The sequence below is a fragment of the Bacillus sp. FSL K6-2971 genome (genome assembly GCF_038006405.1).
GTDB classification, from domain to species: Bacteria; Bacillota; Bacilli; order Bacillales; family Bacillaceae; genus Bacillus; species Bacillus pumilus.
Genome location: NZ_JBBOVD010000001.1, coordinates 927,142 through 947,798, shown reverse-complemented (window position 1 = coordinate 947,798; position 20,657 = coordinate 927,142). Strand labels below are relative to the sequence as shown.

17 protein-coding genes are annotated in these 20,657 nt (G+C 39.2%); 4 read left to right on the top strand and 13 right to left on the bottom strand.

Annotation, left to right across the window (positions count from 1 at the left end; all coding sequences use genetic code 11):
• Positions 1–8 precede the first annotated feature (8 nt).
• The 6 genes from MHI33_RS04640 to MHI33_RS04615 all read right to left on the bottom strand — a co-directional run bounded on the left by MHI33_RS04640 (position 9) and on the right by MHI33_RS04615 (position 5,714).
• A complete protein-coding gene (locus MHI33_RS04640) occupies positions 9–938 on the bottom strand; it encodes an ABC transporter substrate-binding protein (protein ID WP_044139708.1) in 930 nt (309 codons plus the stop codon).
• Positions 939–1,072: 134 nt separating this feature from the next.
• Positions 1,073–2,656 (bottom strand): helix-turn-helix domain-containing protein, encoded by a 1,584-nt coding sequence (locus MHI33_RS04635; protein ID WP_044139709.1) that lies wholly within the window; start codon positions 2,654–2,656, stop codon positions 1,073–1,075.
• Positions 2,657–2,727: 71 nt separating this feature from the next.
• Entirely contained in the window at positions 2,728–3,771 is a 1,044-nt protein-coding gene (locus MHI33_RS04630; RefSeq protein WP_044139710.1) for an NAD(P)/FAD-dependent oxidoreductase, read from the bottom strand.
• Positions 3,772–3,924: 153 nt separating this feature from the next.
• Positions 3,925–4,554: a rhamnogalacturonan acetylesterase gene (locus MHI33_RS04625; protein WP_003217853.1), complete on the bottom strand. Its 630-nt coding sequence runs from the start codon at positions 4,552–4,554 to the stop codon at positions 3,925–3,927.
• Positions 4,555–4,704: 150 nt separating this feature from the next.
• Positions 4,705–5,169 carry a DUF6884 domain-containing protein gene (locus tag MHI33_RS04620; RefSeq protein WP_044139711.1) on the bottom strand — a complete coding sequence of 155 codons (465 nt, stop codon included), beginning with the start codon at positions 5,167–5,169 and terminating at the stop codon, positions 4,705–4,707.
• Entirely contained in the window at positions 5,166–5,714 is a 549-nt protein-coding gene (locus tag MHI33_RS04615; protein WP_044139712.1) for a VanZ family protein, read from the bottom strand. Before MHI33_RS04615 ends, MHI33_RS04620 begins: the two co-directional genes overlap by 4 nt.
• A gap of 173 nt (positions 5,715–5,887) precedes the next feature.
• On the opposite strand from MHI33_RS04615, the gene MHI33_RS04610 reads away from it, so the two are divergent.
• The 3 genes from MHI33_RS04610 (at position 5,888) to MHI33_RS04600 (ending at position 7,207) form a co-directional block, all read left to right on the top strand.
• Positions 5,888–6,466, top strand: a complete 579-nt coding sequence (locus tag MHI33_RS04610) for a TetR family transcriptional regulator (protein WP_340913780.1) — start codon at positions 5,888–5,890, stop codon at positions 6,464–6,466.
• An 80-nt stretch (positions 6,467–6,546) separates the two neighbouring features.
• Complete coding sequence (locus tag MHI33_RS04605; protein WP_003217798.1) at positions 6,547–6,891, top strand: DMT family transporter; 345 nt, start codon at positions 6,547–6,549, stop codon at positions 6,889–6,891.
• A gap of 1 nt (position 6,892) precedes the next feature.
• On the top strand, positions 6,893–7,207 hold the full coding sequence (locus MHI33_RS04600; protein ID WP_003217878.1) for a DMT family transporter: 315 nt from the start codon (positions 6,893–6,895) through the stop codon (positions 7,205–7,207).
• Between the two features lie 53 nt (positions 7,208–7,260).
• On the opposite strand, the gene MHI33_RS04595 is transcribed toward MHI33_RS04600, so the two are convergent.
• From MHI33_RS04595 to MHI33_RS04585, 3 genes are read right to left on the bottom strand one after another with little or no spacing between them, the layout of a single operon-like run.
• The gene (locus tag MHI33_RS04595; protein ID WP_044139713.1) at positions 7,261–7,587 is read right to left on the bottom strand and encodes a hypothetical protein; all 327 of its coding nucleotides are present in this window, start codon (positions 7,585–7,587) and stop codon (positions 7,261–7,263) included.
• On the bottom strand, positions 7,580–8,182 hold the full coding sequence (locus MHI33_RS04590; RefSeq protein WP_106066759.1) for a class D sortase: 603 nt from the start codon (positions 8,180–8,182) through the stop codon (positions 7,580–7,582). The genes MHI33_RS04595 and MHI33_RS04590 overlap by 8 nt, the downstream gene beginning before the upstream one ends.
• 21 nt (positions 8,183–8,203) lie before the next feature.
• On the bottom strand, positions 8,204–14,350 hold the full coding sequence (locus MHI33_RS04585) for a SpaA isopeptide-forming pilin-related protein (RefSeq protein ID WP_340909492.1): 6,147 nt from the start codon (positions 14,348–14,350) through the stop codon (positions 8,204–8,206).
• A 710-nt stretch (positions 14,351–15,060) separates the two neighbouring features.
• Between MHI33_RS04585 and MHI33_RS04580 the strand changes: the two genes are divergently transcribed.
• A complete protein-coding gene (locus tag MHI33_RS04580) occupies positions 15,061–16,569 on the top strand; it encodes a helix-turn-helix domain-containing protein (RefSeq protein ID WP_044139715.1) in 1,509 nt (502 codons plus the stop codon).
• Between the two features lie 53 nt (positions 16,570–16,622).
• Here MHI33_RS04580 and MHI33_RS04575 read toward each other — a convergent pair whose 3' ends face one another.
• The 4 genes from MHI33_RS04575 to MHI33_RS04560 all read right to left on the bottom strand — a co-directional run bounded on the left by MHI33_RS04575 (position 16,623) and on the right by MHI33_RS04560 (position 20,523).
• Positions 16,623–16,904, bottom strand: a complete 282-nt coding sequence (locus tag MHI33_RS04575) for a hypothetical protein (protein WP_003217864.1) — start codon at positions 16,902–16,904, stop codon at positions 16,623–16,625.
• A 312-nt stretch (positions 16,905–17,216) separates the two neighbouring features.
• On the bottom strand, positions 17,217–18,506 hold the full coding sequence (locus MHI33_RS04570; RefSeq protein WP_340909489.1) for a hypothetical protein: 1,290 nt from the start codon (positions 18,504–18,506) through the stop codon (positions 17,217–17,219).
• A 17-nt stretch (positions 18,507–18,523) separates the two neighbouring features.
• A complete protein-coding gene (locus MHI33_RS04565; protein ID WP_044139717.1) occupies positions 18,524–19,090 on the bottom strand; it encodes a hypothetical protein in 567 nt (188 codons plus the stop codon).
• A gap of 248 nt (positions 19,091–19,338) precedes the next feature.
• Complete coding sequence (locus MHI33_RS04560) at positions 19,339–20,523, bottom strand: DUF1835 domain-containing protein (protein ID WP_044139718.1); 1,185 nt, start codon at positions 20,521–20,523, stop codon at positions 19,339–19,341.
• Positions 20,524–20,657: the final 134 nt, after the last annotated feature.

Genomic DNA, 20,657 nt, shown 5'->3' with positions numbered 1-20,657 from the left:
CAGCCCCCTTACTTCTGAGATAATTCTGTCAATATCTCAACGTATTTTTCTGCTTGATTGGCGATAGCTATTGGATCAAATGGCCAGAAATATGTAATATCCAAGTCGTGTACTTGATTCTTTTTCACTGCTTTTAAGCTTTTCCATATTGAATTGCTCTTATCGAATGTACCTCCGTTGGCTTCATCAACAAATATATAATCACCTGCATACTTTGGTAGCACTTCATATGAAATTTGTTCTAATCCTGACTTTCCATTTAAAATAGTGTCTGCAACCTCTTTTGGCGGCTGAAGCTGCAATTGTTCGTAAAGTGCTTGTCCACCTCGATAGATACCATTCCCATACACATAGACATCATTTCTAAATGCACCCAAGATTGACACTGTTTCGCCTTCTTTGATGACTGTTTTCACTTTCTTTCTAGCAGCTTCCATACGTTGATCAAATTTTTTCAAAAACGCTTTTCCTTCTTCTTCTTTATTCAAGATGCCGGCTAATGTAGTGATCTCTTCTTGTGAATCTTTAAATACACCGAACGGATAAACAATCGTTGGGGCAATCTTTCTGTAGACGTCAAGTACCTTTTCATCGTCTACAGCTGAAATGATGAGGTCTGGTTTTAAGCTTGCCACCTTTTCGGCGGAGCGTTCATCACTAATGTCTGCCACACCATCCACTTTGCCTTTGAGATGTATGTTTTTTAAATCTTGTGTTGTGGCACCAACCGGTTTTACCCCTAGTGCAACAGCACTACCCAAATAGCCATCTACGAGAATACGCTTTGGATTTGCTGGAATCTCGACCTTGCCTTTCACTGTGTCAACCGTTTTTGTTTTTTCTTCGGCTTTTTTACTTTCTTCCTTTTGACCGCAGGCTGCTAGTGCGAATAACAACACTAAAGTCATTAAACTAAGAAATATGCCTTGTTTTTTCATACTTTTCTCCTCCATATCATGATGAATCATTGAGAATCATTATCATTTATTTGTCTCTCGTATTCTATCAACCGCTTGTCTATCGGTCTATGGATAATCGTCATAACTTGTTTATGGACAATTGTTAGAAACTCTTATTCTTTTATTAAAAATTGAGAGAATCGTTTCATGATTTCTATCGCTCGTTCCCCTTCACCAAATCTAAATTCTTCTAGTTTTAACAGGTAGAATGTATCATTTTGCACTGCGGGTAAATTACGCAGGACATCACTTTCCTTCATACGTTTGTCCATATGTCTGTACCATCCATTTCGAACAGCCACAATAAAAAACATATGATCTGCTGCATAATCTGCTAAACGCTCAAGCGGAATCACAACATGTTTATCCGGTTTCAGCACCTCCTCTTGAATGGCTTCAGGGGGCTTCAACCCCAACGTTTTATATAGGTTGATTGCTCCTCTCGCATGAAAAGACCACATATACACCTTGTCATGTCCCCTTACTTCATATAAAGCAACCGTTTCCTTTTTTTTCAAAAATGGCGTCAAGCGCGCTCTTTCCTTCTGTGCTTGCTTCTCATAACGCTCCACCCATTGCTTTGCTTCTTCGTTCCTTCCGATGAGGCTACCTAAACAAAGTACCTCCTCTACAGGACTCAGGCGACTATACGGAAAAACAAGCACAGGAGCGATTTTCTCCATGCGTTTCATCCATTCTATATTTGTATAGAAATAATCAGGCATTAAAATGAGGTCTAAGTTCATGTCCTTCAAAACGTCGTCAGGTGTATGTTCATGAATGACGAAGACATCACTGAGTTGACCTTGAAGCAGATCTGAATAAAGAGCAATATCTTCTTCCATGCAAATTGGTTTCACTCCGAGCGCAAGCAGAGAGCCTACAAACTGAAAAGCGGCAATTCGTTTTGGTTGGCGACTCAGTCGATACTGACTAGGCGATCTGCCCGTTTTTTGACGAAACTTTCTGCTGAAATAGAGGCTATCAGTATAGCCTACTCTTTGTGCAATCGCCTGAACCTGTTCATCGGTTTTGAACAATAGCTTTTTTGCTTCATCTATTCGAATTTGTGCAATATAATCTGTAACACTCATCCCAACGCTTTTCTTAAAAAAAGTTGAGAAATAGCTTTCATTAAAGCCCATTTTATGTGCTAAGTCCTTACGGGTCAGTTCTTGTTGGTAATGCTCTGCAATGTATTGAAGAATCATTTGAATTGAATAATGATCAGCATGAGTTGTTTTTTCATTTTGTTGCTGAAATATTTGCAGTACTAGCTTTAGTAGCTTCACTTGGCTACTTTCTGAATAAGAGGGATCACTTAAACGTTTAATATGATGAAATAATAGCGGTGAGCCCATCACCACTTGCCCGTTATCAGGCAGGGTATCATAATTGATTTTATAAATTAATTCATCATCAGCATCATTTGTGAGCATGTAATGTTCAAATGAAACAGCAAAGACTGTGACTTGCTGATTAGATAAAGAACGGATCACAACAGGGATGTGAGATCGTATAAACAGGCTATCCCCACCGTCAAGCTCGTACTCCATTCCTTCTAGCTGAATGATAACGGTACCATCAGCTGTTAAAACGCTTGGAGATTTTGTCTGCCATCTGTTCGTTTGTTTTGCTTTTAGACACATCTGAATTTTCTTTTTCATATGTAACATCGTTTCCATTTGTGCGTTCATCTACGGATACCTCCTTTCAGCGATAAAAAAGGTGATGCCGTTGCGGCACCACCCTTCTTGTTTTGTTTTTTTTAGCGATCCGCACCGGCTGCTAGCAATTCTTTGTTTTTTTCCTTAAACCGTTCATTATGAGAAGATACATACGCCACTTTCTCCGCATCTGGTTCGATATATAATTTCGCACTATTTAGTGCGTTCACACCATCTACAAACGTTCCTGCAATCAAGCGGACCTTGCTTTTATGTGTACATAAATCACCTACTGCATACACACCTGGTAAATTGGTCTCCATCTGCTCATTCACTTCAATGAGCCCCCATTCACCTTGCTTTAATCCCCATTCTGCAAGAACACTTAAATCGCCTTTCATGCCGTGGTTGACAATGACTGCGTCTGTTTCAATACGTTCTTTTTCACCTGTTTCTAAATGCTGAACAGTGACAGCTTCGATTTCTTTTCCGTTACCATGTAGGTCAGTTAATTCATGTGGAGTTAAAATACGTGCACTTGAAGCTTTCATATTCGCCACGTTTTTTTCATGACCACCAAACATATCTCTGCGGTGTATAACAGTGACACTTTTCGCAATTGGCACAAGGGCATTTGCCCAATCCACCGCAGAATCGCCGCCCCCAGAGATGACGACTCTTTTTCCAGCGAAGGTTTTGAGCTCCTGAACCGTATAATAAAGGTTTGTTACTTCATAGCGATCTGCATTTTCAACCTCCAGCTTTCTTTGAACTGGAATACCATGCCCCATTGCCAGAATCAAGGTTTTGGTTAAATGACGATCACCATTTTCGGACGTAATCAATATATTTCCATCTTCTAAGCGATGAAAGTCTGTTATTTTTTGATTTAATGCAATGACAGGTTCAAATGTTTTGGCTTGCTGTTCAAGCTGTTTAATCAATTGCTCTCCTCTTGTCGGCACTAATCCGCCTACATCCCAAATGACCTTTTCAGGATACAGTAGGATTTTCCCGCCAAGGCTTTCGTTATACTCCAGTACCTTCGTCTTTAAATCCCGCATCCCACTATAAAAGGCGGTGTACATTCCTGCTGGACCGCCGCCAATAATGGTAACGTCAAACAATTCAAGTTGATCTGTCATTTGAGTCCCTCCAGTTTTTCATCGATTGATCTATTTATAAGTGATATTGATTCTCATTATCATATGTACCTATTGTAGTCTACTCTGGTGAAGGGAATCAATAGCTTTCTGCAAAAAAAGAACAGGACGAGCACTTTCTCGTCCTGTCATCCATCACACAATCGTTAATCCAAGGTCCTTTAATTCAAGCGAAACAAGTCTTGCAATCGCATCTGCTCCTTCTTTTGTAAAGTGCGTGCGATCCTCTACGCCTGTTGACAGCATAAAGTAAGAAGTCGTTTTCTCAATGCCGGAAATTTGATAAAACTGAAGGCTTGCCGTATTTAAATCAACAAGAAGGACTTCTTCTTCATCAGCTAGTTCTTTCATAGCGGCACAGTAATCAGGGAAATCATTGATATATTCTCCGTCTTTTTCATGAAAGCGGCCGACTGGCGTTAATAAAAGCGGTGTAGCTCCTTTTGCTCTTGCTCCGTGAATATATTGAGACAAATAGCTTTTATACGTCGTGAAAGGGTCTGTATGCCGTTCAGGCTTCTCCGTTGAAGCATCATTGTGCCCCATTTGTGTAAGCAGCCAATCCCCAGGCTGAATGTCAGCCAATATTTTATCAAGCCGTCCTTCTTCAATGAATGTTTTTGAGCTTCTTCCACCGATTGCGCGGTTGTCGACGCTCACGCCTTGCGCTGTATAGCGATGTAAAAACTCTCCCCATCCTCCTTGAACAGGACGATCCGGGTAAGATGCAACGGTTGAATCACCAGCTAAATAGATGGTTGTCATGTTCATACGCCCCCTTGTTCATATAGCCACTTTTATAAGCGATGCGGACATCCAAGTGGCTGCTGAAAAGATATGAAACAATCAGCATCGCTACTTCATTCATTCTCTTTTTAATGATCAAAACCCTGCTTACCGGTAGATGTGAATACGTTAAATATGCGGCGGAAGTTCTACTTTTGTCTCAACGGCTTGCTTTAATGCCTGAAGCATATAGCCAATTCCTTTATATGGAGCTAGCGGATAAATCGCTGTTTGATGAGGAAGTAATAAAGGATCGATCACCTTTCGATATTTCTTTCCACCTAGTATCACTAGTTCATCATATGCAGTGAGATGTTTTTCATGAAATTGCTCACTTAGTGCTTCTCTTGTCATCTGATCAGCATGCGGTGTACCAAAAGCCACATCATAATTTTCATGAATGATTTCATCTGCTTTTAAGAATCCATGCTTCGCTGATATGATCAGCCAGTCTGAAAAGAACGTTTGGGCATAGCTTTTCGTATGCTGATGCAGCGGACTTAAATAAACGAGGTTCGCCGGCTGGCTCCCTGCTTCTGGATGGACGTCCCAAATTTTCTTCGCCCCACATGGAATGATACATACTCGCTTCACTTGATTTTCTCCTTCCTTCGTCGATACATCCGATACAACATACAACCTAGCGCTGTGCCGAGTGTATTTAAGAGAATATCATCAATATCGCTGCTTCTTGTAATCATACCAGATTGCGAGAAAACCCATTGAAGCACTTCAATCATGGTTGACAAGAAAAAGCCAGCAAGAATCGCCTTTTGCCAGCGCATGGTTCGGAATGCTTGATAGAGAAAAAAACCAAGTGGCACAAATAACAAAATGTTCCCTGCCAAATTTAAAAAAACAAGATTGGGATAGCCGTGATGATAGGCATGGAGATTTTGATAAATGGACTGCAAAGGCATGAGGTTGACACTCACCTGATCCCTTGGTGCGGAAAAACGATTTGGAAAGACCGTCAAATACAATAAAACATTCGTATACATAAACAGACAGGCAAGAACGATTTCTGTTCGTAAATAGATAAATCGTTTTTGCTTTTTCGCCTGTCTGTATCTCATATGTAGATAGAGCGGGACGAGCAAGAGAAAATAAGCAATAGAAAACATCGCATTGAATGTCATACGGAGAGCTGCCCCTTTCTCACATGATGCTTGACCATATTTACAGCTTATTCAGGCCTGCCCGCATCTATTCATCACTTATTCTCCTATTCAATAACGAGACACCCATATTGACAAATCGTCAGTTTTTCGTTAAACTGACTGACATTCAGTCATTTAAGGTCGGTGATGATGTGTCGAAACGAGAAAAGATTATGCTTGCTGCCATTGACTCGTTTAAAGAAAAAGGAATCGAAAAGACGACCATTTCGGATATTGTGAAAGCAGCAGGAGTGGCGCAAGGAACATACTATCTATATTTTCCTTCAAAGCTGTCTGTCATGCCTGCTATCGCAGAACATCTCATCTCGCAGATGGTCCCAGCTATTGAAAAGGAATTGACTCAGCATGCGGATGTCCTCGATCAAGCAGATGCGCTTGTTGAATTCATCTTCTCTTTTACAAGACAATACCGTGACGTCCTTGCTCTGACCTACTCAGGCTTAGCTGCCACGGAGCATTTAAAGGAATGGGAAGATATTTATGAGCCGATTTACAAATGGGTCGCTGCTTTTTTAGAAAAAGCAAAGCAGGACAAAAGGGTCCGTGCGAATTTGAACTGTCAATATGCAGCTAAATTCATTATCGGTTTACTTGAATCGTCTGCTGAGCAAATGTACTTATTTACAGAAACTGATACAGAAGAGGTTCTGATTCAAAAGCGAGAAGTGAAACAATTTCTTCTTTACGCACTTGGCATAGAGACACCTTAACTTAGTACAGCACTTGCTGTACGTTCTCTTTTGGTTTCAAAATGACGAATCGTCAGTTTTAAGTTTTAGGAGGAAATACGATGAAAAAAAGCTGGATGTATGTCGCACTCACTTGTTTATTCGAATTACTTTGGGTGTTTGGTTTAAATAGAGCTGATGCGGTGTGGGAGTGGGCGATCATTATTTGCCTGATCCCGGTTGATTTTTATTTTTTAATGAAAGCCTGCGAGAAGCTGCCGACAGGGACCGTGTACGCCGTGTTTGCCGGAGTTGGAACGATTGGTACGTCTTTGATGGATTACGCGCTGTTCGGCGGTTCTTTTTCATTAGAAAAGCTCTTGTTTATGGGCATTTTAATTCTCGGCATTATTGGACTGAAAGTGTCTGATGGAGATGCACATGAGCAGAAAGGAGAAGCGGTATAACATGGGCTGGTTTTTTGTACTGTTAGCCTCTGCCTGCGAAATCGGCGGAACCATTGGTCTCAATATGTTTAGTAAGAAAAAGCAAATCACGACAGGCATTTTATTTGTCGGCGGATTTGCCCTATCCTTTTTGTTTTTATACGCCTCGTTCTCTTCCGTTCAAGTATCCGTTGCCTATACGGTCTGGATTGGACTTGGGACGGCGGGCTCTGTCTTGTTTAATATGATTCTATTTAAAGAGCCGAAAAACATGATTCGTATCCTCAGCTTGCTGCTGATTGTGATTGGCGTCGTTGGGCTGAAGTTATTTGCGTAATTGAATAACAAAAAAGGAAGGGAGTCAAAGCACCTTCCTTTTTCATTTCTCGTTTAATGGGTATCTTGCTGCTCGAGCAAGAGATCCATTGCGTAAATCGATTCGCCTTTTTCATCTAATAAAAAGTACACAATCAAAGGTTCTCCAAAAGCTGCTGTCTGCTGCGTGAACAAAACACAGGTGAATTTTTCGATACCAATTGGAAGCTTTTTTTTCAATATAGGATGAAGAATAGGCGAAGTCCGAATTGTATCTACATCAACATCCCAACGTTCGTTTTTTAATGTTGGATAATGCTCTGATAACATTTGGTGTAACATGTCGGTCGTCCACGCTGCTCTTCCATTGTACCCATCATCTATTATGTTGATGTTATACATCCGACGGTTGCTCACCCTTTGAAGCATTGATTCGTATTCCTTTTAAGACAAATCGTTTCTGACCATCAAGAGTACAAGTGATCAATGTCAGTTCATTTTTCCCGCGATCCTTTAGTACATCAACATCCGTCGGTTCAATCGTAGCTGAGCTGACAATTTTGTATTCATATGTTTCAGCTTGATGATGTAAGACGACTTTTTCTCCTTTCGGCACCTCTGGCAGCTGCCTGAAAAGCCGATCGCCTCTATATCCTCTATGGCCTGCAATCGTGAAATTCCCTTCACCTGGCATTTGATGAGATTTGATCTGAGTCAGTGCAATACCTAAATTTTCTTTTGATGTAACAGGAAGCACTTTTTCGTTTAAATCAATTGACGGGATCTCTAGCTCCATCACATCTCGAAGGTCTTCTTCTGACACAGTGAGATGTGGAATAGAAGAAAGGGCATCACTGTCATTTTCTTCAATCATCTTTAATGCCTGTTCCATTGCTGCTGTCTCTTGAGAAGTTCGCCACTCATATATAAAAGGAACGGAGATGAGGATTAGCCCCGCGACCACCAAAAAGCTGCCTAATAAGGTTCTTTTTTTCATCAATACACTCGTTCCTTCCTTTTACTGAATGGTTCTTCTTCTAAGAACAAGAAGAACAGTTCCAGAAACTACTAGTAAAATCCCTGCATACATCATATAACGCAGCCATTCTTCTCCAGTCTTTGGCAGCTCACCGTTTGAGTCATGAGGTGGATGTTGATCCCCTTTAGGTGAGGCTGGAGGATTCGTGTGGTCCTCTTCATTCTTCACTGAAGCATTTTTCACAATCATTGTCTTGATCTCCATTTCGCCCATTTGAATTGTAAAAGCGAGTGGTTTCTTTAAAGCTACATAACCATTTGGAGCTTTCGTCTCTGTGAGTGTATATTCACCAGGTTTAAGCCCTTTGACAATGGCTTCTCCGTCTTTTCCTGTTGTCACAGATTTTATGGTTTTCCCGGCTTTTGTACGAATGTCAAAGGCTGCACCTTTTAAAGTTCTATCTGTCTGCTGGTCTACCTTTATGATACGCAGACTTCCTAAGATCAAGTGATTCTTCGCTGTTAATTGAAGTGGCTTCTGCTGATTTTTCTCAATTGTAAACAGGATTGGCTTATTATCTAATTGATAGCCATGAGGTGCTTTCGTTTCAACGAATTGATATTCTCCCGGTTTTAGATCGTTGATGCGAAGCTTTCCTTTTTGGTCGGTTACAAGTGATTTCTTCAACGTTTTCCCTTCTTTACTCAGAAGAGCAAACTCTGCATGTTCGAGCGTATGTCCCTCATCATCCACTTTGGTCAGTTCCACTGCCCCCGGCGTCAGTTTGTTGATCATTTCTACTTTTGCTGGTTTGTCTTGACCTAAACGGATCGTAAATGAGACAGGTGTCTGATCCAATTCATAGCCGGCAATGCTTGCTGTTTCGACAAATTGATAGGTTCCTGGCTTCAGTTGATCGACTGTTAGTTGACCGTTTTTGTCTGTCTTTAAGTCTTTCTTCACACGCTGATCGTGCGCATCAATCAGGTCAAAGGTCACGCCAGCGAGCAACTGACCATCCTCCCCTTTTTTCTGAAGCTTCACAGCACTTGTCGTCCGAATATTTTCTTTTGTCACTTTTACCAGTTGATTTGGATTGAAATCAATCTTAAAGTCTACTGGTTCTGCATCAAGTTTATGTCCGAAAGGAGCCTTCGTTTCAACCAATTGGTAAGCGCCTGGTTTCAAATCGTTGACAGTGATGATGCCTTTCTCGTTGGTTGTTAAACCTGACATCAATTCTTTACCATCGTCATTGAAAAGTGTAAATTCTGCTCCTTTCAATCTTTCTTTTTCTTCCCCTATTTTTGTTAGTTCTACAGAACCTTTCTTGAGCTGATTGATGGCCTCCACTTGAATCAATTCTTTTTGACCTAATTCAACTTGAAAGACAAGTGGTTTCGCACTCAATTCATAGCCTTCAAGACTCTTTCTTTCAACAAATTGATAGGTTCCAGGTTTTAGACCTGTGAAGGTGATTTTTCCATCCTGATTGGTTGTAATCCCTTCTCCTCCTGCCACTATCTTTCCTTTGGTATCAGATAGATCAAAGACAACCCCTTCTAATGATTTCCCATCTTCGCCTTTTTTGTGTAACAGCACTCCGCCTGTTGTGCGGCTATTTTCTTTTGTCACACTAACCAGCTTCTCAGGGTTAAATGGAATAGCAAAAGTGACAGGTGTTTCGTCAAGCTCATGACCGAATGGAGCCTTCGTTTCAACAAACTGATAGGTTCCAGGTTTAAGATCGTTGACGATGATTTCCCCGTTCTGATCAGTGACGAGACCTATTTTCATCTCTTTTCCATTTGCATCTACAAGCTTGAATTCTGCTCCTTCAAGCGCTTCATTCTTTTCACCAAGCTTCGTGAGCTGGACAGCTCCAGTTTTGAGATCATTGATCACTTTGATCTCTGCCGGTGTTTTTTGTGCGATTTCGATGGTAAACGGATAAGGTTTATTTTTCTTTTGATAACCATCAATACTCTCTGTCTCTACGAGCTGATATTTGCCCGGTTTGAGGTTATCGACCAAAAGCTTCCCATCTTCATCTGTTGTCAAATCTTTACGTACAACCTCGTCATTTTGATCCGTGATTTCAAATCGAACACCTTGAAGCTTCTTACCATCTTCCCCTTCTTTCATCACTTCTAATGCACTTGTTTCATATAGGTTCTTTTGTGAAATGATGACTGGTTCTGTTGGATCGAGTGGTACTTCAAATTTGATTGGTGTTTCATCTAATACATAACCATCAGGTGCTTTTGTTTCAATGAGCTGATACGTACCCGGTCTTAGTTCGTTTATCGTGATCTTGCCATTTTCTCCTGTGACAAGCGAACCATTTAGCTCATGCCCGTCTTGATCTAAGAGCTTGAACTGTGCACCTTCTAGTCTCTCTCCGCCTTCACCTATTTTGCTCAATTCAGCAGAGCCTTTGATGATGTCATTTACTGCAGTTACAATCGTTGTTTCTGTTTGATTTTCTTTGATTGTGAACGGCCATTTTTGCTGATTTAATTGATAGCCTTTCGGTGCGTTTGTCTCAACAAAATAATAGGAACCTGGCTCAAGATGTTTGAAAAGGATTTCTCCTTTTTCGTCCGTTTTCAAATGGGTTTGGACGGTATCTCCAGATTCATTTTTTAGTTCAAATTCTGCATTCTCTAATACCGCACCCGTCTCTTTGTCTTTTTTCGTTAACTTGACATGCTGGCGGATTTCTTGGTTCTGCACCGTCATGCTATTTCCTGTTTTCGCTTGATCTCCTGATTCGTAGGGCTGATCAATCGTTACATTGATTGGTTCCTTCGTCTTAATATAACCATCAGGTGCTTTCTCTTCTGTCACGATATAGTCACCATATAGAAGACGATCAAATCGAAGAGCTCCTTCTTCATCTGTTGTCTTTGTTCCAATGACGATACCGCTCGCAGCATCTGTCAAAGAAAAGCTTGCTCCTTTTAGCGCTTTTCCACTACTCGCATCTACTTTATTAATGGTTAAAGCGCCAATCGCTCCTGTGCCATCTCCCATGCCAGCAGTGCGTTTGACCACAATTGAGGCTTCGGATTCCTTTTTGATTTCTTTTACATTTTCACCTCTAAACGTTACTTCGTTTTGAAGTGTACTTCCCACCTTATCTAAAATGAGAGATTGGTATTCTAAAATATATGGTCTCGTGATTTCTTCTTTAAATTTGATTTGAAAAGAATCTGGATCGAATTCAAGGTCTAGTTCATAATCCTTCCCTTTTTCCAGCTCTTCCTTTTTGGTCACTTGCCCCTTTTCATCTATTGTCGTCGAATAGAGATGAAATGAGTTTTCTATTATCGCTTGGTTACTGCTTGGATGGTCTATAATCGTCGCATCTTGGACTGTTGATTGACCAAAGTTAATATTCAGTTTCCAATCAATGACTTTCCCTTGTTGATTTCCTGATTTGCTCGTGTATTTCCCTCCATTTGGAATGGACACCTCAGCATTCACGTCTGATTCTTTCGTCTTTCCATCATAAAGGATCGCTTTATTTTCGTAGGTTTTCTGTACTAAATCCATTCCTTCAACACTTGTTTGATACGTGATTTTGTATGGGGAATCAATGGCATGTTTGAAAATGACTTCGAAGCCTGATTCTCCTTTTTCATTTTCAAGGAATTTGATGTCATAATGTTCTTTCGCTAATACCTCTTTTTCTTCCGCTCCATTTTCCCCGCCTTGTAAATCAAGCGAGTAGATGGTGATTGAATCTTTAAGCAAACGCTGATTTCCTTGAATGAAATCCTCGATTTTCGCCTCTTCTAAATGTTTCAAGTTATAGTTCACACCGATATTCCATGTGATCTCTTTTTTCTTTGCATCATAGGTTCCGTTCTTGAACCCATTTGACTGTGTGTATGTGTCAGGCGTGAAGACAGATTGATTTTCCTTCGTCAAATCCTTGCCATCTTCATTTACCCATTCAAGCTTTACATGGTTACGCAGGTTCTTTTGATCTTTATCTGCTCTTTTTTCATAATCAAAAGACGTTGTATATGTGACGGTATGTTCTGTCTTAATTTCTTTCGTAAATTGAATATCAAATCCATTTGCATGTTCAACTATTTGATAATCTGTGCCTTCTTCAAGCACTGTATTACCTGTCGTCACTTTTAAACTATCTTTTTGCAGCGTCAATCCTTCGTTTGTAAACGTATCTTTTAATATCACGTTGTTCATGGTTTGTTGATCTTTGTTGAAGGTGATACGCCATGGAATGGTCTTGTTCTTGTAATTCGGTGTTCCATGATTTTTCGTTAAGATTTGCTGGTCAATTCTTTGCTTCCCTTGTTTGTTCTCTTTGCCAGCTGTTACAGTATTGATAATGTCTTCAGCTTCAAAAATCCGCTCGGTTGCTTTTGTTTGATATGTGATGAGATAAGCCGATTGAATATCTTGATTGAATTGCAAGGTAAACCCGTTTTGTTCATCCTTTTTTTGAGGTTGAACCACATAATTTCCAAACGCTTTTGTCCCTGATTCTTTGCCATCCTGATCAATTGTGACTTCCTTGACTTGAAATGAATCAGAAATCAGCGCCTGTGTGCCATTAAAGAAGTCTTCTAACAAAGCATCCTTTTCAGCAATCTTTTTTTCGTTATAGTTATAACGAATTTCCCACGTAATTGTTTGTGTGACTGGGTCGTATTGGGCGGCTTTTTTATCTAAAGGACTGCCTCTTGTCACATTTACTGTTCCTTCTGCTGAACTAATCACTTTATCAGCAGAGACAAGGGATGCTTTATTACGAAACGCAGACTGATCTTGATTCGTAATGTCCGTTTCATACATTAAACGGTAAGCTAGATGCACGTCATCTTTAAATTCAATCGTGAAATCTTGACCATCTGCTGTTTGGCCAATTGTGTAGTGGTTTTCGTCAAGCAGCTGACCAAGCGATGTTTCACCATTTAGCTTTGTATCAACACGATAAAGCTTGATTGAATCTTTTTTTAACGCTTGACCTTCTTGAATCGGATCTAAAAGTCTCGCTTGTTTCACATCGTCTAAGTCCATATTAAAATCGACTGTCCATTGAATGGTTTCAGCATTGTAAGATCGATTTGGTTCTCCCTTTTTAGAGACGTTTGGACCATTTGGAATGTATTGAATCGGGATCGATATCGTATCTTTGCCTTCAATCGGGGTAATGACTACTTCTTTTTCTTCAGTAATGACTGTTTTTTGATCTAATTGCGTCCACACTTGAAGTGTTCCATGGATATTTGAATATTGTTTGATAAAATCAGTGAATTCGATGGAGGCATTTCCGTTTTCATCTACAGAAAAATAACCAATGGTTGCCTGATTAAATTTCATCTCGAGACGATCGATCTTTTCGTAAATGACTAATTCCTCTGGAACCTTGAAATGGAATTCATCCCCGCCATTATAGCTATGACCATTTGGGATCGCCCACTCATAGTTAATGGAAATAAGCGAGTTGATGTCAGGCTTATCAATTGAATTTCCTTCTTGATCTTCAAAAATTAATTTCGCATCAGTGAGAAGATTTTCTTGTATCTGCATTTGTTTTGAAACACTTTGCAGCCCTACACGCTTAGATACGCTCACTTTGTTTTTTAGTAATTCATCTTCATCACTTTGTTTCGTTTGAGCGGCTTCTTGATTCTTAGCGTCTTTTTCAGATGAGGTTGAGTCATCTTTAGGAAGGCTTTCTTCACGCTCGTTTTGCTTTGTTTTCTCTTTTGGCTCAGGTATACTGGTGACATCGATGTCTATTGATCCTTCTAAATTTGGATCAAGCTCAACATCTTCTTTAAATATGACCGTTACTTCATTTTGTTTTGAAACGGTATACTCACCAACAAGTATGTCACCCACAGTAATGGGTTCCTTCTGCTCCTTCTCTACCTGTATGGCTGAAGGAAGAGAGAGAACATAGGGATGTTGCTTTTTTAGATCCATTCCTTTTATCGACCAATGGACAATTGCCTTTCTGACTTGCTGGTCTTCCATGTTTGATAACTTGTTTCCTTCGCTATCAGCAAACTCAATATCTCCATAAATGTTTTCTTGGCTTTCTTTTGCTTGTGCCCCTGCTAAAGGCAAGATTCCTAATATACTAGACTGTATGACTAACACCGCGATGAGAGCCAATGACAATATTCTTTTCAATACATCCACCCTTTTCTAAAATTAATTTTCAACAATGATAAAAAAATCATTTGTATACTGTCAGATCAATCACTCCGCTTCTGATCAAATATTTTCTAAAAATTTGCACCTTAAGACCCTATGAATAAAATGAGTTGATCAATCATGAGCTTGAAAGGGAAACATGAGTAGTGGATATAATAACTAGGTAGAGGTCTATAGAAATGGGGAATAGTGAAAGAGATCATAAAAGAATAAAAGTGAATTTTTCTATTTATACTGGAATGAACAATAAATGATGTGTACATGCATATATAAGCATGTATTCACATATGGTTCGTTCATATGAAACAAGCATGTATCATATGGTATGTAAGGTGAGACAGTTCAGCATCATATAGATCGCATTCCTTTCTACTCCCTTTCATATGGTAATCAAAAAGCTGCTGCGTTTTATTCTTACATTTACCGTTTCAACAGCAAAAAAATAAACATAATATCTAAAATGATCCATTTTTATAGGATTCATGGCTTACTTATCACCTTTTAAATGAAAAATATGGAGAATCAGGGCATAACATTTGTTTTCGTCTAATTTTTTTCTCTTTTATCATGAAAAGTGAAGACAAAACGATTTAGCCTAAACATTACAATCATTTCATGCCTATTTTGAGAATCAAATGTTCTTTAAGTGAACTTCATAATATAGAGGCAAGCCAAAGGAAGGAGTTAGTTGTTTGATGGAGCTCATTGATAATAAATCAAAGAGATGGATAAACATTTTAAAACTGCTTGTATCCAAAAATAAGTGGTGGAGCCTTCAAGAGATATCGAATGAACATATCGGTTCGGTTCGTGCCATTCAAAGCGATTTAGAACAAATGAAATCGTTCAAAACAGAGAACGGTGAGCCGTTAATCCACATAAAGCCGAGACAAGGCATATCCATTTGTTATACACAGACAATACGAGTGGACTACTATATCAAAGAAATTTTAAAAGATACGATTGAAATTCGATTAATTGACGGCATTTTTTTCGAACAAAACAGGTCTTTCTATGAATGGATGGACACGCTTAATATCAGTAGATCCACATTGTATAACACCATTCATAAAATCAATTCGATTCTTGTCTCTTATGACATTGAGTTACGCCCAGATAGTATGCAGTTCCATGGAAATGAGAAGGAGATTCGTCAATTCTTTGTTGAATTTTTGTTTGAAGTGTATGGAAGCCGGCTTTGGCCATTCGATGAAATTCAAAAGCAAGATGCAGTTGATTTATTACAAGAGCTATTTCAGGTGATCGAAGTCAATGTACCAGATGTGGCGATAGATAAATACTGCCTGTGGTTCGCCGTTTCCATTCACCGAATGAGGAAAAATTTCACAATAAGCCGTAAATATACGTACTCAATGAAAGAGGAAAAACAAACTTCTGCAGCCAAAGGGATCTATGATCAAATCAAAACATGGGAAGAGCATATTTGCCGAATGACCAAAGACGTATTTGATGTGACGCTGGATCATCATGAATTTGTCTTCTTGCTATTGATCGAACCAGCTATTGGACACTTTAAATCAATCGAAACTGTCGAAGAAAAATTGACGTTCTTCCAGTCACATACACCACGACTTTATGATGCCATTCATTCATTTATCAACCAATTGGAGTCGATTTTTCATCAAGAAATAGCGAATCGCAAGGTGATGACACTCGTTCTTCTCCAATATTATGTGTATTCCAATGAAATTACCGTGAGAGATGGATTCCTTTTCAAAAAGAAATCGAGCTATTTATCAGAGGTGAAAAAACAGTTTCCTTATTTCTATTCGAGGATTACTCATATCATCCAAGAGTTAAAAACAGACGATATCCTCGGTCCTTTTGTGAGAAATGAACGGGAATTGATTCGTATGATTACGTCTTCCTGGAGAGGACTTGTTCATCTGGAAATGGAACGGAGAAACACGCTGAACATTTTTGTTATTTCAACATTAGGCTATTATCATAGTTTGTTTATTGCGGATTTAATTAAATTAAGCGTACCTCCTCTCATTCACATTTTCACAAGTCCAGAGAATACATTAAATGATGTCACGATGGAGGAACTTGGGATCGATATGATTGTGACCGATACTGAGCTGCCTCTTCAATTCGGACAATCTACGCTACTGATCAGCTCTTTTCCAACAAAGAAAGAATTGGACAACTTGCACTCAAGATTGGTTGATATGATCGACTAATGTATATCAAAAAAAGCTGCTGAGGAGCTCTCAAGCAGCTTTTTGCTTCTGTATTAATGAAGCACTATTTGTTCATTCATCAAATCAATGGCATAAAGTGATTGCTCATATTCATCTAATAGAAGGTATACTTTGAGCGGTGCAGCCGTTTGATCTGTCTGCTGCGTGAATAGGACACAAGTGAATTTTTCGATCCCCTCTGGCAGCTTGCTTTTCAGAAAAGGATGAAGAATAGGAGAGATTCGAAGGGTATCAACATCTTTTAGCCAAAGTTCATCTTGTAACGCAGGATAATGGTCAACCAAAAACTGACGAAACACTTCCAATGTACTCAAGGTAGATATCCTCACTTTCTTCTATCATGGCTTCAAGCTTACCTAAACCAAACATGTTCAAAGTCATCCTATGATGTCAGCCCATCAAATGTCGTATACTACTAAAGACACGATTTCATTTTTTTCAAAAAGCATTGTAGATCAACTTTACTGTCATGAGTGTTTCATATGTATGACGTCTACTAAATTCCAACCGATGGACCTATGATCATATTCTTATCTGTTTCTTTCGTGATGAAACGACAACTTCCTGCTACAAAATTCCAAATTTCTTCAAAAAATTGGTGCAATGAGACAAAAAAGAACAGCTCCTCACTGTTCTTTCAAAGAAAACACTTCGCCGCTCTCTGCATCAACACCATCATGGCAATCGAGCTTTCCGCATAGAACATAATGTTTTTGCGCTTCGTCATAGACGTAAATAGGTGTAAGTTCAAGACGTTCTCTCAATTTTTCAAAGGCTTCTTTCTGAGATACAGAAATTTCACTTGCCGCTTGAGAGGGGCTCAGTATCCCGCACACTTGAAACATTTCTTTTTTATCTATGTAATTAACGGCTTCAAACGAGGTGGCGTCAATGAAGACCTTGACCTTGTCCATAAACCCACTGCCTTCTTGCCCGTTCGTTTTTAATATCGCATCGATGTATCCATGATCTCGATGGAGTGTTTTCAGAACCCACTTCCCTGTATCCTTTGGATATTTTTGCGCCAAGAAGGTTCGGACTGCTTTGATACACTCAGCTTGCTCTTCTTTTGATATCGGGAAGGTATCTGGTGACGGTTCCAATGAGAAAGCTTGTTCAGCTGAAATATTCTCATGAATATTCATTTCCTTTTTTTCAAAAGCATTATTTAACGGTTCATTCCACTCAATGATCTCATTCATGTGTATACAATGCGTTTCTTCACGCCTAAGTTCAAACGGAAGAGTTCCTGTTCCATCGTTCTTCACATAAATTTCTTCTAACGCATATATAGACCGGATTCGATTATGCTCGAAGGAAGGCCATTGAAACAGCTGTACTTGCTGCTCGGCTAAGTTCTCCAGCTTATCAAGAGAAAGTGCATATTCCTCAGCTTTCAGTAATGTTTTGGCTAAAAATGGGCCGTGGTGTGTAAAGTACATGAGCTGTCCATGTTCATTCCATTTCACTTCGATTCTGCCTGAAGATGTTACTTTCATACCATCTATTGCTTCTTCGAAAGAAAGTTCCCCTTTCTCCTTCTGATGCATATGAAAATGCTCATCATAGATCAATCCTGTTTCTTGTTCGATCCATTGAATGACATGAGCTGGATAAGGTCTCTTAAACGTGACCCCATGCTGCGCATAAGTTTTGTCCATGACAAAAATAACCGATTCGATCTGTCCTGTATTCAAATTCACTTCAATGACAGCTGTGCCGTCTGGGTTGACATCGTCGTCCGCAGGTTCAGCTTCATGAGAGGGGAACCATTCCATATTCAATGTATAAATCGTTTCATTGAACATGTTGACGTAACGATGAAAGCTGTGTCTTTTTAGATCATAAAGATCTAAGCCAAATTTCGACTTTGTCTGATCAATCAATTGTTGTATGTTTGCATTCAATGGTTTCACCTCAAAATGGTTATGTTTTATGGAAGAAGAAAAATGACGATAAAGATGAAGATGATGATTGCCATAAAAAAGCCTAAAGCTATTGCCATTATGTTTGACTCTTTTGTGTAGCCTGTTAATTCACCTACAGTCGATCGGTCAATTTTTCTAAAACGAAAAAGCATGCTTATATTTAAAATGGCTAGAACCATCAAAAACAAGAAAATGATCAATGCAGGATCGACGTCACTGAATGTATTATCCACATTTTGAAAAGTGAATGATTGAATAAACATAATGCCACTCAATATGACTTTCCAAACATTATCTAACCGTTTTTCTTTTTCCCACTCTTTCCCTAATTTCTCTTTTTCATAAATAGCTATCTGCTCGAAAATTGGAATGAAAGATTTTGTTGTTCCTTTTCTAATAAAGCCTAAAATGCCTTGGAGAAGCATTAAAATTCCTAAACAAAAAAGGAAATGTGTAAATTGGATTTTAACAATTTGAATCAACATAAAAAAAACGATGATCATAAGTCCGACAAATAAATTAGAGACAGCTATTTGTTTTGTCCTCATCTTTTTCAGTGCAGCTTGTTCCATGTCATAAACTCCTCCCCGTTTCAAATGTTTCTGTTGAACGCTCTATCTTTATTACGATTTCACCGAAAAAATGTTTCAATATTTTCCCTTTCTATTGTCAATTCGGCTTTTTTCGCAAATGAAAAGACGCCCATCATTCAATGAACGTCTTATCCTTCTTCATGAAATCAGCACATCATTTCTTGAGCAACTGTTCTGTCTTTTATTTGTTGAGCCGCCATGTGTTTAAAGTCATCGAAATTCATTCTTCAAATGAAATATTGCGTGTATTCACTTGGGCTGTATTCAATTTGAAACGCAGGGGATAAGGCTCGTTTCACTTCTTCAGTGATACGCTCTCCTTCTTGATTGAATTTCTTTTCCATGTCTGCACCATTTAGTACCAATTCATCTGTCTCTTCGTCAAACCAGCGGCCATACTGTATGTTCCAATTCCAGATTTTCGAGAAAAGTGTATCACTTATTGGTACATCGTCTTTTTCTAAATGACATTGACAATGCCCACAATGAAAAGGTTCATATCCATAATCTCCTTCAATTTTCACAAAAGGATGATCCTCATACTCTCGACAGCACACCCACTTTTTGAAGTTCTGACCGAATTCTGTCAGTTTAATCGAGTAATAACGCATGGAAGTGCGCCTTCCTATCATGTCAAAAATCCCTTGATCAATTAATGTCTTAAGTCGATACTCAATAAAATCATCGTCGATATACTGTTCTAAATGACCGAGCACTTCCCCTATTAAACGTGGCGTTACGATGTACTCCTCTTCTGGATGGGACTGATGAAGCCGCTTAGCCATTTTCACTAAATAAGCATCAAATTCATCTTCTGGTACGCTGATCGTTTGTCCTTTTTGCCATATTCGCAGCGTATGATTTTCTTTAGCAAATGAAAGCCATTCGATGAGGAATTGCGCTCTTTCTTCTTTTGTTACTGAGTGCATATGCTCTTTACTTTTGTACAAAACTTTCAATTTTTCAGTTGTGATTTCACCGGCATGCCGAATATCCATTCTTCTTGTATTTGTATTGAACAGTTGATCAAATGCGGTCGTTGTATTGATGAGAGACAATTCAATGTTTTTCTCTTTTAATAAATAGATGGCATATCGTAAGCCAATTTGCTCATGTGCATTACTGCCTGTCCAGATGAGAATACGCGTACCGTCTTTTATATCTTTTATTTGCTGAAGCATTCTATGCTGATCGGTGACCATGTCGTCAAAATGGCCAAATTCATTTGATATCACGTTACGCAGCCACTCTATACGATTCTCCTGTCCTTCATGTTCATGCAAATGCAGAAGGGGTCCAATCGAATAAATGTCATGAAAAGCGATAATATCATTTACTTGATCTTGCTTCATTTCGCAGAATGCTTGTTTTAAACTACCGGCAGTTGCTGCCCCAAATACGATATGTATCATCAGTCGTCTCCCTTTATATTACAGTTTACTTCATCTTCACCTATTCATGGTTCCCTCGTCAATTCTATTGAGTCAATTTCATTCAAAAGTATGACAATGAGATGATCAGATCTTTACATAAGTGATAAAGGCAG